Raw genomic sequence first — 13,594 nt, 5'->3', positions numbered from 1 at the left:
AAGTTCAGTCCTTTTGAATCACTCCTTGGGTTTGTTCCAGATATCGCGTTCGTAAGCGCGGATGGTGCGGTCACTCGAGAAACGGCCGCTGCAGGCGGTGTTGAGGATGCTCTTGCAGCTCCAGAGCTCCGTGTCCCGGTAGACGCGGTCGACCCGGCGCTGGGCATCGACGTAGCTGCGGAAATCCGCGGCGGTCATCCAGGCGTCGTGTGGGCTGCGAATGGAGGCGCTGACCGAGTCGAAGATGCCCGGCTCGAGCAGGTTGAAATGACCGGATTCGATCAGCTGCATGACGCGCTCGAAGTCGCGGTCGCCGCTAATGATCGCATCCGGGTCGTAGTGCTTGCGGGTTTCCTGCACTTCGCTGGCATCGAGACCGAAAAGAAAGAAGTTGTCCTGGCCGACCGCCTCGAGAATCTCGATGTTGGCGCCGTCCAGGGTGCCGATGGTCAGCGCACCATTCATCATGAACTTCATGTTGCCGGTGCCGGACGCCTCCTTGCCGGCCGTGGAGGTCTGCTCCGACAGGTCCGCCGCCGGGCAGATCCGTTCCATGAAGGAGACCTTGTAGTCGGGCAGGAAGGCGACCCGCAGCCAGGGGCGGCAGCGCGGATCCCGGTTGACCGTCTCGGCGACATTACCGATCAGCTTGATGATGGTCTTGGCCATGGCGTAGCCGGGCGCGGCCTTGCCGCCGATCAGCACGCAGCGCGGCTGCAGCCCCTCGGTATCGCCACGGCGGATGCGGTCGTACAGGTGAATGACGTGCAGCACGTTCAGCAACTGTCGCTTGTACTCGTGGATGCGCTTGACCTGGACGTCGAACATCATGTCCGGATCGAACTGCACGTCGCATTTGCGCGCTACCAGCTCGGCGAGGCGGACCTTGGCATCGCGCTTGACGTCACGCCAGCGTGCCCGGAAGGCCGCATCGTCGGCCAGCGGCTTCAACCGCTCAAGAGCGTCCAGGTCGGCGACCCAGTCGTCGCCGATCGTCTCGCTGAGCAGGTCGCGCAGCCCGGGGTTGCAGTGGGCGAGCCAGCGCCGCGGCGTGACGCCGTTGGTCTTGTTGTTGAATTTCTCCGGCCAGAGTTCACAGAAGTCGCGGAACAGGCCCGACTTCAGCAGCTCGGTGTGCAACACCGCAACGCCGTTGACCGAGAAGCTGCCGACGATCGCCAGGTACGCCATGCGCACCTGTGGATGATCGCCTTCCTGGATGATTGACATCCGGCGCTGGCGATCGACGTCGCCCGGATAGTGCTCGGCCACCTCGGCCAGGAAACGGGCGTTGATCTCGAAGATGATGTCCAGCAGGCGCGGCAGCAGCTCGCGGAACAGCCCCACCGGCCAGCACTCGAGTGCCTCGGGCAGCAGGGTGTGGTTGGTGTAGGCCATGGTTTGGGTGGTGATCTCCCAGGCCTGCCCCCAGGACAGCAGGTACTCGTCCATCAGCAGGCGCATCAGCTCCGGTACCGCCACCGTCGGATGGGTGTCGTTGAGCTGGAAGCCGTTCTTCTCGGCGAACTGGCTGAAATCCCGGCCATTGTGCCTGACCCAGCGGCGCAGCACGTCCTGTAGGCTGGCCGACGACAGGAAATACTGCTGGCGCAGGCGCAGTGCCTTGCCGTTTTCGCTGGCGTCGTTGGGATAGAGCACCATGGTGATCTGCTCGGCGAGGTTCTTCGCCGCCACGGCGTCGGTATAGCTGCCGGCGTTGAACTCGTCGAGGTTGAACTCGTCGGTCGCCTCCGATTTCCACAGCCGCAGGGTGTTGACGGTGCCGTTGCGGTAGCCCGGCACCGGCACATCGTAGGGCACCGCCAGCACGTCGCTGGTGGCGACCCAGCGCGCCCGCTCCGTGCCGTTGTCGTCCTGGTAATATTCAGTGTCGCCGAAGAACTGCACGCGGCAGGTGTTTTCCGGGCTTTCGATCTCCCAGGGGTTGCCGTTGCGCAACCAGTTGTCCGGGCTCTCGACCTGGTAGCCGTTGCGCACGATCTGGTGGAACATGCCGTACTCGTAACGGAGACCGTAACCGGTCACCGGCAGATCGAGGCTGGCGCAGCTGTCGAGGAAGCAGGCCGCGAGCCGACCCAGACCGCCGTTGCCGAGCCCGGCGTCCATCTCCTCCTCGACCAGCGCTTCGAGGTCGCAGCCGTACTGCTGCAGCGCCTCACGCACCACCGGTTCCATATCCAGATTGAGGGCGGCGTTGCTCAGCGCCCGCCCCATCAGGAATTCCAGCGACAGGTAGGCGATGCGCTTCGGATTCTCATCCCGGTAGCGGTCGCGCGTCGCGCGCCAGCGCTCGACCAGCCGGTCGCGCACCGTCAGTGCCAGCGCGGTATACAGATAGTGGTGGGACTCGCCCACTTCGTCGCGCCCCAAGGTCAGGGCGAAATGCCGTTTCAGGTCGGCGGCGACCGACTCCGGGTCCATGCCCAGCCAATCGGGTTTCTCGACACAGCCGCGTGTTGCCTTGTCCATCTCAGATTTCCTGTATGTCAGTGCTCGTCGGCATCGCCGAGAGTATGCACAAAGAGCGCTCCGGCCGTTCGAGGCACTCGTCGCTCTCCATCGGGATTAAATCGGAGCCGGCATCGGCCGCGGTGTCGAGCAGCAGTTCCCAGCCGTCGTACCCCTCGACCGTCGGCAACCGGAAATCGGCCGCCTGCAGTCCGTTGTTGAAGATCACCAGCAAGGCTTCCTTGCCGTCGGCGTCGTCCACTACTGCCGTCAGCAGGTAGCCCAGCAGGTTGTTCTCCGGATCGTGCCATTCGTCCGGACACATCGGCTCACCCGCCGCCGAGTACCAGTGGATGCCTGGGCTGTCCGGAGATTCGGCCGCGTGCACGTAGTGGGCGAAGCCGAACGCCGGGCAGCGCCGGCGCAGCGCGATCAGCTCGCGGGTGAAGGCCAGCAATCCGGCCCCCTCCCCTCCCTCGAGACAGGACCAGTCGACCCAGTTGATGGCGTTGTCCTGGCAGTAGGCGTTGTTGTTGCCCTGCTGGCTGCGGCCGATCTCGTCGCCGCCGAGCAGCATCGGCGTGCCCTGGGACACCAGCAGCGTGGCCAGGAAGTTTTTCTGCTGTCGCAGGCGCAGCGCCCTGACGGACGGATCCGCCGCCGGCCCCTCGACGCCGCCATTGTCGCTGAAGTTCTCGTGGTGGCCGTCGAGGTTCTGCTCGCCGTTGGCGGCGTTGTGGCGCTGCCGGTAGCTGACCAGGTCACGCAACGTGAAGCCGTCGTGACTGGTGATGAAGTTGACGCCTGCCCAGGGACGGCGGCCGTCGTGCTCGAAGCAGTCGGCGGAGCCGTGCAGGCGACGGGCGAAATCGGGCATTGCACCGGCATCGCCACGCCAGAACCGGCGCACCGAGTCGCGGTACTTGTCGTTCCACTCGCTCCAGCCCGCCGGGAACTGGCCCAACTGATAGCCCCCCGGGCCGATATCCCAGGGCTCGGCGATCAGCTTGACCGTCGACAGCAGCGGGTCCTGCGCGATCGCCTGGAAGAAGGCGTGTCGGCCGTCGAACCCCTGCGCCGTGCGCCCGAGGATCGTCGCCAGGTCGAAGCGGAAACCGTCGACGCCCATGACGCCGGCCCAGTAGCGCAGGCTGTCCATCACCAGCTGCAGCACCCGTGGATGATCCAGGTTGAGGACGTTGCCGCAGCCAGTGTCGTTGACGTAGTGCCCCCGATACTCGAGCTGCAAGCGGTAGTAGGAGGCATTGTCGATGCCGCGGTAACAGAGCGTCGGGCCCAGGCGGTCGCCCTCGGCGGTGTGGTTGTAGACCACATCGAGGATCACCTCCAGCCCGGCATCATGGAAGCGGTCGACCATGCGGCGAAACTCCTGCACTTCGCCGCTGGCCAGGTAGCCGCCATGGGGGCAGAAGAAATTGAGACTGTTGTAGCCCCAGTAGTTGGTCAGGCCGCGGTCGTGCAGAAAGCGCTCGCCGATGAAGGCGTGCACCGGCATCAGCTCGACACTGGTGATGCCCAGCGCCTTGAGGTAGTCGATGACCGCGGCGTCGGACAGGCCGGCGAAGCTGCCGCGCAGCGATTCCGGCACGTCCGGGTGCAGTAGGGTAAAGCCGCGCGGGTGCGCCTCGTAGAGCAACGTATCCTGGGGTGCCGCGCGCCAGGGGCCCGGCTGCGGCGGCCCGACTTCCGGCGGCGCCGTGACCACGCACTTGGGCATCCAGGCGGCGTTGTCGCGGCTGTCGAAGGAGGCGTCCTCAAGGGGATCATCCCGGCGGTAGGCGTAGTGGGCGTCATGCCAGCGGAAGCGCCCCTGCAGTTGCCGGGCGTAGGGGTCGAGCAGCAGCTTGTGGTGATTGAAACGGTGGCCCGCGGACGGGTCGTAGGGACCGTAGACCCGGTAGCCGTAACAGCTGCCGGGCGTGACCCCGGGCAGGTAACCGTGCCAGATGTCATGGGTTTTCTCGGGCAGCGGGTAGCGCGCCAGCTCCCGTTGCCCGGAGGAATCGTAAAGACACAGCTCGACGCGCTCGGCATGCGCGGAAAACAGTGCGAAGTTGGTGCCCTCGCCATCGAAGGTCGCGCCCAGCGGCGTCAAGCTTCCTGCCATCATCACCGGACTCCTCCGTCAGTCCCTGTCATACGCCGCCCAATTCGAGCACCAGTGTCGCCAGCGGTGGCAAGGTTAGCGCTACCGAGAACGGGCGACCGTTGCACGCCTCGGGCTCGGCCTCGACGCCGCCATGATTGCCGACATTGCTGCCACCATAAAGCGCGCTGTCCGAATTGATGCGTTCGACGTACTCCCCCTCGACGGGCACCCCGACACGATAGTTGTAGTGCACTTCGGGCGTCATGTTGCTGACCACCAGCGCCAGCGAGCGGCCGTCCTCGCTCCTGCGCAGCCAGGCGAACACCGACTGCCGACTGTTGTCGCCCTGCACCCACTCGAAACCCTCGCTATCGCAGTCGCTCCGGTACAGCGCCGGGACATCGCGGTAGACCCGGTTCAGATCCTGCACCAGCGCCTTGACCCCGGCATGCCCCGGATACTCGAGCAGGTACCAGTCCAAGCTCTGGTTGTGGTTCCACTCGCCGCGCTGCGCCAGCTCTCCGCCCATGAACAGCAGCTTCTTGCCCGGATGGCCCCACATCAGGCCGAGGTAGGCGCGCAGGTTGGCGAACTGTTGCCATTCATCACCGGGCATGCGCGCCAGCAGCGACCCCTTGCCGTGCACCACCTCGTCGTGGCTGAGCGGCAGTACGAAGCGCTCGCTGAAGGCGTACACCAGGCCGAAGGTCACCTGGTCATGGTGGTACTGCCGGTAAAGTGGGTCCCGGCCCATGTACACCAGGCTGTCGTTCATCCAGCCCATGTTCCACTTGAAGTCGAAGCCCAGCCCACCCTGTTCGACCGGCGCCGTCACGCCGGGCCAGGAGGTCGATTCCTCGGCGATCATCAGCGCGCCGGGATAATGGCGGGCGACGCTGGCGTTGACCCGCTTCAGGAACTCGATGGCCTCGAGATTTTCCCGACCGCCGTCGCGGTTCGGGATCCACTCGCCGTCCTCGCGGCTGTAATCCAGGTAGAGCATCGAAGCCACGGCATCCACGCGCAGGCCATCGATATGGAACTGATCGAGCCAGAACAGCGCATTGCTGAGCAGGAAGCTCAGAACCTCGTTGCGGCCGTAGTTGTAGATCAGGGTGTTCCAGTCCGGGTGAAAGCCCTGGCGCAGGTCCTCGTGCTCGTACAGGGCGGTGCCGTCGAAGCGCGCGAGGCCGTGAACATCGGCCGGGAAGTGGCCGGGCACCCAGTCGATCATCACGCCGATCTCGTTGCGGTGACAGCAATCGACGAAATAACGCAGGTCGTCGGGGGCGCCGAAGCGGATGCTCGGCGCGTAAAGGCCGATCGGCTGATACCCCCAGGACCCATCGAACGGATACTCGCTGATCGGCATCAGCTGAATATGGGTAAAGCCCATCTCGAGGACATAGGGAATCAATTCGTCGGCCAGCTCGCGATAGCTCAGATAGCGATTGCCGTCCTCGGCGCGGCGGCGCCAGGAGCCGGCATGCACTTCATAGATCGAGATTGGCTGATCGCTGCCCTGGCGCGCGGCGCGCTGCATCATCCACGTCTTGTCGGACCAGGCGAATTCGGACTCGCCGATCACCCGCGACGCCGTTTCCGGTGGATGCTGCATCGACAGTGCATAGGGGTCGGACTTGAGCGGCAGCAGGTTGCCCTGCGCATCGAGGATTTCATACTTGTACAGTGCCTGCGGCTCGACGCCGGGAATGAACACCTCCCAGACGCCGGACGCCGGATGCTTGCGCATGATATGCCGGCGCCCGTCCCAGAGGTTGAAATCACCGACTACCGAGACCCGGCTGGCAGCGGGCGCCCAGACCACGAACAGCACGCCGTCGATGCCGTCGACGCTGCGGGGATGGGCGCCCATCCAGCGATAGGTGCGCTCCTGCGTCCCCTCGCCGAACAGATAGAGATCGTCATCGTTCAACATCGACGGAAACCGGTAGGGATCCTCCTGAACCACCTCGGCATCGGCGTAACGTACCTTCAGCCGGTAATCGAAGCGGTTCTTGCGCCGCGGCATGACCGCCTCGAACAGACCGTTCGCGCCGATAGGCACCATCCTGGTGATGGTCCGGCCGTTGCGCCGGTCGACGACCGCCGCCTCCTGAGCCCCCGGCAGCAGGGCCCGGACCACCAGGCCGTTGCCCACAGGATTCTGCTGAAGCCCCAAAACCGAGAAGATATCGGAAAATTCACCACTTTCAATGCTATCGATTTGCGACGCATCAATCGTCGCCTGGACAGTCAGTTCCATCATGATCCCCGAATATCGCTGTTTGTTTGTAACTATTCAGCTCACGCTACCCGACCTAGGTTGTCCTGTCGCATGAAGGCAGGCACTTCACCGACACACAGTTGCTCCAATGCCGTGTCCGCCGCCAAGCCCTGCTTGACGGAACTCGAGAGGAAGCGTCACATCCGGCACACTATCTCGGCGCCCTCTCAGGATTGCACACAGCCCAAGATCGTCTACTGGACCTTGGTCATCCGCAGATCGCGCCCCCTGGTTGGTGGTGAAGGGGACGGCGGCTGGCTGCTATTGCGACTGCTGGCGGCCCCGTTCCAGGGCCTCGTCGATGTTGATGTTGATGTTGATGTTGATGTCGCTGATGGTCATGTCCAGGCTAACGCAGGGAAGATGAGGCTAAATATGCCAGAGGAAACGGCAGATTAGCGAGCCTCACACGGCACTGAATAGTTACAATTCATCTAACCTTCACTGACATCCGACAAGGGGCCCACACATGGCAAACGAGATCGAGCTCAAGCTGGCCCTGGGGCCCACCGGCCCCGAGGCCCTGCGCCACCATCCCCGGCTCGCCGGCCTGGCGCCCCGCACCACGCGCCTGGGCAACACCTACTTCGATACCCCCGAGGGGGAGCTCGAGGCCGCCCGCATGGCCCTGCGCCTGCGCCATGTCGATGATCGCCTGCTGCAGACACTGAAGACCCGCGGCGAAGGCAGCGGCGGCCTGTCGACCCGCGGCGAGTGGGAATGGGAGGTGATGGGCCCGGGGCTCGACCTGACCCGACTCGCCGACCTGCCTCCCATGGAGGCGCTCGGTGAGGGCGTGCTGGGTCGCCTGATGCCGCGCTTCTCCACCGACTTCGTACGCGAGACCTGGTGGCTGGAAGACAACAACGCCACCATCGAGGTAGCGCTGGATCTCGGCGAGATCCGCGCCGATGAGCGCAAGGCGCCGATCCGCGAGCTGGAACTGGAACTCAAGGCCGGCGACCCGGCCGCCCTGGTGGAGTTGGCCGCGCGCCTGGCCGAAGACGTGCCGCTGCGTCCCTCCGACACCAGCAAGGCGGCCCGCGGCAGTGCCCTGCTGGGTCGCGGCTGGACACTGCCCGAGGGCGATTCGGCGCCCACCTGGCTGCATCGCGCCGTGGTGGCCCTGGATGCCCTGGCCGACACCGACGACGCCGCCTGGCGCCACCAGGCCCACCAGGCCTTCCAACGCCTGGCCGAGCTGGGCGATGATGCCGTGAGCGCCGACGCCCAACGCCTCGCCGAGGCCCTGGCGACGCCGACCTGGCTGACCACGACCTTCGGCCAGCGCGCCCTTTCCTTGGCGCGGCGACTCCCCGGCGAGGTATCGCTCGGCTGAGCCCGGCCACCACAAGGATGACGCCCGTGAACCACCACGACCTCAAGCCCGCCGCGGAAGGACTCCGGACCCGCGTCTTCCAGATCATCTTCGAATCGGACACCCGGCTGGCCAAGGGCTTCGACATCGCTCTGATCGTGATGATCCTGGCAAGCGTCGGGGTGGTGATGCTGGAAAGCGTCCCGGCCTATGAAGCCGCCTATGGCAGCCTGTTCAGGCTGATGGAATGGGGCTTCACCGGCCTCTTCACGCTGGAACTGGCGGTACGCCTTTACTGCCTGGATCGCCCGACCCGTTATTTGAGAAGCTTCTACGGCATCATCGATGTGTTGGCGATCCTGCCCACCTGGCTGGTGCTGTTGCTGCCCGGGGTACATTCGCTGGTGGTGATCCGCCTGCTACGGGTGCTGCGCATCTTCAGGGTGCTCAGGCTGATGCAGTTCGTCGGTGAGGGACGTCTACTGATCGAGGCCCTCAAGCGTAGCTCGCATCAGATCCTGCTGTTCCTGTTCACGGTGTTCATGCTGGTGACCATCTTCGGCTCGCTGGTCTACATGATCGAGCCGCCAGAGGCGGGATTCACCAGCATTCCCGTCTCGATCTACTGGGGCATCGTCACGCTGACCACGGTCGGCTATGGCGATATCACCCCCACTACCCCATTGGGTCAATTCATCTCGATGACAGTGATGCTGATGGGCTACTCGATCATCGCCATCCCTACCGGGGTGTTTTCTGCCGAGGTGATCCGCTCGATTCGCGCCGACCGCTATTCAGACGAGGCCTGCCCCGGCTGTGGCTACGACCGCCACGAACACAAGGCGCAATATTGCCTGAAATGCGGCACCTGGCTGGACGAGAACACCGAGGACCCGCGAAAGGCGGAACAACGTGAAGAAGCACAGCGGCAAGAGTCCAGCCGCCAGGCGCAACAGGCAGAAGACGCGAGAGAAAAAGCGGAACAGTCGCGAAACGCGCGCGACGCTCAACGGGATCAACAGAGAAAAGGCGGGGGCGACAACTCAGATAACGGCTCAGACGACGAGCAGGACGACGCCTGAGCCCCACAGGCCAAGGCGCCGTCGCAGGGTAGATTCATCCCCTGAAGGGCGCCAGATCGCCGCGCCCTTCGCGCAGGATGACCGGCGGCAGATCGCGTAGATCGATCACACTGGTCGGCTCCAGGTGGCAGGCGCCACCATCGATGACCAGGTCGAGGTGAGCGCCGAAACGCTCACGGATTTCCTCGCCATCGGTCATCGGCAATTCCTCACCAACCGGGATCAGCGTCACGCTCATCAGCGGCTCACCGAGCGCCTTGAGCAACGCGTGGGTGATGCGGTGATCCGGCACTCGCACCCCGATCGAGCGGCGCTTGGGATGCAAAAGCAAGCGTGGCACTTCGTTGGTGGCATTGAGGATAAAGGTGTAGGCCCCCGGCGTATGCGTCTTGAGCAGCCTGAACTCCGCATTATCGACCTTGGCATAGGTGCCGATCTCGGACAGATCCGAACACACCAGGGTGAAGTTGTGCTTGTCATTCAGCGAGCGTAGCCACTTGATCTTCTCGATGGCCTTCTTGTCGCCCAGGTGGCAGCCCAGCGCATAGCCGGAATCGGTGGGATAGGCCACCACGCCGCCACGGCGGATGATCTCGGTCGCCTGGTCGATCAGGCGCTTCTGGGGAGTCTCGGGGTGCATCTGGAAGAATTGCGTCATGCTCACTCCTGTGTGCGTGATCCATGAAGGGAAGCGGCGTGTCAGGCCGCCTCGGCGAAGATTGCCGCGAGACGGGGGTGCTGCCAGATGGGGCGCAGCGCGGTGCGCGGCACCGCGCTCATGCTGCCCGGCGCCACCGGCCCGCCGGGAAAGTGAAAGTCGCTGCCAAGCGAGCCATAAAGGCCCCGCTCGTCTAGCTGGCGGGCAAGATCCCGGGTCACATCGGCGTTCTGGAAGCCGCTGACCAGCTCGGCGGCCTCACCGCCCGCGGCGGTGAAGGCGTCGAGCAGCAGGCCGCGCTTGCGCCGGGTCAGGCCATAGCGCAGCGGATGCGCCAGCACCGCCACGCCGCCGGCATCATTGATCCACTCGACCACTTCAGACAGATACGGCCAACCGGCCTTGACGTCTCCCCGCTTGCCGCTGCCCAGATACTTCTTGAAGGCCGTGCCCATGTCCTTGACCAGACCATCGGCGACCATCGCCCGGGCGAAGTCGGGGCGTCCCAGCGGACGCTCGCTACCGGCCTGTGCGCGTGCCTTAGCCAGGGCGTCATCAAGCCCCAGCTTTTCCATGCGCCGGGCGATCTCTTCACCGCGGGCGATCCGCGCGCGCGCCTGAGACTCGAGCCCCGCCACCAGGCTGCCCTGGGCACCCTCTGGCAGCAGACCCACCACATGAATGTTCAACCCCTGCCATTGAGACGACAGCTCGAGCCCCGGCAGCAGCGTCAACCCCAGCGTCGCCGCGGCGTCTTGCGCCTCGGCAACGCCATCCAGGGTGTCATGATCGGTAAGTGATACCCGTGAGAGGCCACGCTCATGGCACAGTTTCATCAGCGCGGCGGGCGAGAGGGCGCCATCCGAGGCGGTAGAGTGCATATGCAGGTCGATGCCCGGCGCCTCGTCGAAGGCACTATTGGCCTGAGGGGCAGATGCATCAGCGGTAGCGGGGGGCACGTGAGTCTCGTTCATCAGCATGACGCCGGCAGGCGTCTTTGTCAGAATAGGCCTCCTATGGTGCGCGCCGCGCCGGTTGCGGTCAATTTCAGGTGCGACGGCGCCTTCCTGCCCACTCAGCGAAGGAAACTGCGATGCTCTACGCCATCATCAGTGAAGATGTGAATAACAGCCTCGAATGGCGCATGGCCGCCCGCCCCGACCACCTGGCCCGCCTCGAGAAGCTGCGCGACGAAGGCCGCCTGGTGCTCGCGGGCCCGCACCCGGCCGTCGATGCCGAGAGCCCGGGCGACGCCGGTTTCAGCGGCAGCCTGGTGGTTGCCGAGTTTGAGGATCTGCCCACTGCGCAAGCCTGGGCCGATGCCGACCCCTACGTGATCGCCGGCGTCTACGCCAAGGTGACCGTAAAGCCATTCAAGAAAGCACTACCCTGAGCCGCGCATGAACACCGCCTGAGCCTGCCCGCCGGAAGACGTTTTCCCCAGACGGGTTTTCCACAGCCAGTTTTACACCGTGGCTGTGGAAAAGCTTGTTGAAAGCCCGCGGACGCCTTGCCATAAGCCAGCCAAGACGCCCATGCGGCGAAACTGGTTATTTTTTGATCAATCCTGATGCTTTTCGGAGCCCACCTTGAGTGCCGCCGACGACCGCCCTGCGCCCCTGCCTCCCCTGGCCGCCCTCGAGGTTGCGCGCCTCGATTGGCCGCGAGACGACACCGACAGCGAGGCGCCCCACTCCAGCGCCTTCGATGATGTCTACTTCTCGCGCCACGACGGTCGTGCCGAGACCGAGCACGTCTTCATCAATGCCAACCATTTGCCCGAGCGGCTGGCGGCCTGGCAGGGGCCGCGGCCCTTCGTGATCGGCGAGACGGGCTTTGGCACCGGGCTCAACATGCTGTGTGCCTGGGCCGCCTTCGAGCGCCATGCTCCACCCAAGGCGCGGCTGCACCTGGTCTCCACCGAGCGCTTCCCGATGACCCGGGACGATCTGGCCAGGGCCCTGGCCGGCTGGCCCGATTTCCGCGACAAGGCCGCCTGTCTCATCGGCCAATGGCCGGCGCCGGTCTCAGGCGTCCACCGGCTGCGTCTCGATGAGCGCGTGACCCTGGACCTGCACTTCGGCGACAGCGCCGAGCGACTGGGCCAGCTCGATGGCAAGGTCGATGCCTGGTTTCTGGATGGCTTCGCGCCGGCCAAGAACCCCGAGATGTGGCAGCCTGAGCTTTTCACCGCCATGGCCCGCGCCAGCCGCCCGGGCGCCACCTTCGCGACCTTCACCTGCGCCGGCGTGGTCAAGCGCGGCCTCAAGGCCGCCGGCTTTGTCTGGCGCAAGGTGCCCGGCCACGGTCGCAAGCGCGAGATGCTCGCCGGCGAGATTGCCACCCCACCCCACCATGATCCGCGCCCGACGACACCCTGGTTCACTCCGCCCGCGGCGGCACCCAGCCGGCATGTGGCGGTGATTGGCGCCGGCCTTGCCGGCACCACGGTCGCCGAGGCCCTGGCAAGGCGCGGCGTGACCGTGACCCTGATCGAGCGCGAGGCACCGGGGGCCGGCGGCTCGGGTAATCGTCAGGGCGCGCTCTATGTGAAGCTTGCCGCCGAGACCAACCCGCAGAGCCGCGTCTATCTCTCGGGGCTCATGTACAGCCGGCGCTGGCTGTCGACGCTGGACCCCGAGCACACGCTGTGGGACGACTGCGGCGTGCTGCAACTGGCAACCGGTGAGCGCGAGGCCAAGCGTCAGGCGCGCTTCCTGGCCAACCATGGGCTGCCCAATGACGTAGTGGAAGGGGTAGACGTCGAGACGGCCTCGGCGCGGGCGGGTGTGGCCATAGAATCACCGGGCCTCGACTATTCCGGCGCCGGCTGGGTACGACCCGACCTGTTATGCGCGCGCCTAGCCGCGACACCCGGCATTAGCCTGCACCATGGCGACGTCACCAAACTCACGCGGCTCGGCCCGGATCAAGACGGCTGGACGCTGACACTGGCCGATGGCGAGCCCCTTAATGCCGATCAGGTGGTGGTGGCCACGGCGGCACTCGCCAACCGCTTTGTCCAGACCGAGGCGCTACCCCTGCAGCCGATTCGTGGCCAGGTCAGCGCCCTGCGCCTGCCTGAGGGCATTGATGTGCCGACGCTCTCGCGGGTGGTCTGCGCCGGTGGCTATGTGCCCCCGGCAACAGACGGCGTGCTGAGTTTTGGCGCCACCTTCGCGCCCCATGACACCGACACGGCACCGCGCGACGCCGATCATGCGGCCAATATTGCCGAACTGGAGGCGAGCCTGCCGAGTCTGGTCAAGGCACTGCGCGATGCCCTGCAGAAGGCCGGCGCCGACCTGACACCTGAGCACCTCACGGGGCGGGTAGCGGTGCGCGCCGCGAGTCCCGACAAGACACCTTACGCAGGCCCGGTGCCGGACGCCGCAAAGTGGCACGAGAGCTATGCGGTGCTTGCCAAGGATGCCAAGCGCGTCCCGGACGTCCCCGGCCCCCATCATGCGGGGCTGTGGATCAGCGCTGCCCACGGCTCCCGGGGGCTCGCCAGCGCGCCGCTCTGCGCCGAGGTGATCGCCTCACGAATCTGCGACGAACCGCTGCCGGTGGAGCGGGCACTTGCCGATCACCTTCATCCGGGACGGCGACTGATCAGCGACCTGATCAAGAGCCAGGCCCCTTAGCACCCGGTGATCGAGGCAGCGGT

At 65.3% G+C, this 13,594-nt stretch carries 9 protein-coding genes; 4 read left to right on the top strand and 5 right to left on the bottom strand.

What is annotated here, in order from left to right; translation table 11 throughout:
* Positions 1-18: 18 nt before the first annotated feature.
* The 3 genes from HF027_RS08290 to glgB are packed head-to-tail and all read right to left on the bottom strand — an operon-like array spanning position 19 to position 6,845.
* The gene (locus HF027_RS08290; protein WP_245184605.1) at positions 19-2,490 is read right to left on the bottom strand and encodes a glycogen/starch/alpha-glucan phosphorylase; all 2,472 of its coding nucleotides are present in this window, start codon (positions 2,488-2,490) and stop codon (positions 19-21) included.
* Between the two features lies 1 nt (position 2,491).
* Positions 2,492-4,600, bottom strand: a complete 2,109-nt coding sequence (gene glgX / locus HF027_RS08285) for a glycogen debranching protein GlgX (RefSeq protein WP_168014642.1) — start codon at positions 4,598-4,600, stop codon at positions 2,492-2,494.
* 25 nt (positions 4,601-4,625) lie between these two features.
* Positions 4,626-6,845 carry a 1,4-alpha-glucan branching protein GlgB gene (glgB, locus tag HF027_RS08280; RefSeq protein ID WP_168014640.1) on the bottom strand — a complete coding sequence of 740 codons (2,220 nt, stop codon included), beginning with the start codon at positions 6,843-6,845 and terminating at the stop codon, positions 4,626-4,628.
* Positions 6,846-7,335: 490 nt separating this feature from the next.
* Between glgB and HF027_RS08275 the strand changes: the two genes are divergently transcribed.
* The gene (locus HF027_RS08275) at positions 7,336-8,205 is read left to right on the top strand and encodes a CYTH domain-containing protein (RefSeq protein ID WP_168014638.1); all 870 of its coding nucleotides are present in this window, start codon (positions 7,336-7,338) and stop codon (positions 8,203-8,205) included.
* 17 nt (positions 8,206-8,222) lie between these two features.
* Entirely contained in the window at positions 8,223-9,266 is a 1,044-nt protein-coding gene (locus tag HF027_RS08270) for an ion transporter (protein ID WP_168014636.1), read from the top strand.
* 34 nt (positions 9,267-9,300) lie between these two features.
* Here the strand turns inward: HF027_RS08270 and HF027_RS08265 are convergent, their stop codons facing one another.
* Positions 9,301-9,924 (bottom strand): L-threonylcarbamoyladenylate synthase, encoded by a 624-nt coding sequence (locus tag HF027_RS08265; protein ID WP_168014634.1) that lies wholly within the window; start codon positions 9,922-9,924, stop codon positions 9,301-9,303.
* A gap of 41 nt (positions 9,925-9,965) precedes the next feature.
* Positions 9,966-10,805 (bottom strand): PHP domain-containing protein, encoded by an 840-nt coding sequence (locus HF027_RS08260; protein WP_245184609.1) that lies wholly within the window; start codon positions 10,803-10,805, stop codon positions 9,966-9,968.
* Positions 10,806-11,017: 212 nt separating this feature from the next.
* On the opposite strand from HF027_RS08260, the gene HF027_RS08255 reads away from it, so the two are divergent.
* The gene (locus HF027_RS08255) at positions 11,018-11,317 is read left to right on the top strand and encodes a YciI family protein (protein WP_168014630.1); all 300 of its coding nucleotides are present in this window, start codon (positions 11,018-11,020) and stop codon (positions 11,315-11,317) included.
* A gap of 196 nt (positions 11,318-11,513) precedes the next feature.
* A complete protein-coding gene (mnmC, locus tag HF027_RS08250) occupies positions 11,514-13,571 on the top strand; it encodes a bifunctional tRNA (5-methylaminomethyl-2-thiouridine)(34)-methyltransferase MnmC2/FAD-dependent 5-carboxymethylaminomethyl-2-thiouridine(34) oxidoreductase MnmC1 (RefSeq protein ID WP_168014628.1) in 2,058 nt (685 codons plus the stop codon).
* Positions 13,572-13,594 lie beyond the last annotated feature (23 nt).

The organism is Halomonas salinarum (genome assembly GCF_012062845.1).
GTDB lineage: Bacteria > Pseudomonadota > Gammaproteobacteria > Pseudomonadales > Halomonadaceae > Onishia > Onishia salinarum.
Note: the sequence above shows the minus strand (reverse complement) of the source record. Positions and strands in the feature narration are given on the sequence as shown.

Bases quoted from the DNA above. Each gene is read 5' to 3' on its own strand.
- HF027_RS08290 (WP_245184605.1), bottom strand. From the start codon at position 2,490: ATGGACAAGGCAACACGCGGCTGTGTCGAGAAACCCGATTGGCTGGGC.
- HF027_RS08275 (WP_168014638.1), top strand. From the start codon at position 7,336: ATGGCAAACGAGATCGAGCTCAAGCTGGCCCTGGGGCCCACCGGCCCC.
- glgB (WP_168014640.1), bottom strand. From the start codon at position 6,845: ATGGAACTGACTGTCCAGGCGACGATTGATGCGTCGCAAATCGATAGC.
- glgX (WP_168014642.1), bottom strand. From the start codon at position 4,600: ATGATGGCAGGAAGCTTGACGCCGCTGGGCGCGACCTTCGATGGCGAG.
- HF027_RS08260 (WP_245184609.1), bottom strand. From the start codon at position 10,805: ATGCACTCTACCGCCTCGGATGGCGCCCTCTCGCCCGCCGCGCTGATG.
- HF027_RS08270 (WP_168014636.1), top strand. From the start codon at position 8,223: ATGACGCCCGTGAACCACCACGACCTCAAGCCCGCCGCGGAAGGACTC.
- HF027_RS08265 (WP_168014634.1), bottom strand. From the start codon at position 9,924: ATGACGCAATTCTTCCAGATGCACCCCGAGACTCCCCAGAAGCGCCTG.
- HF027_RS08255 (WP_168014630.1), top strand. From the start codon at position 11,018: ATGCTCTACGCCATCATCAGTGAAGATGTGAATAACAGCCTCGAATGG.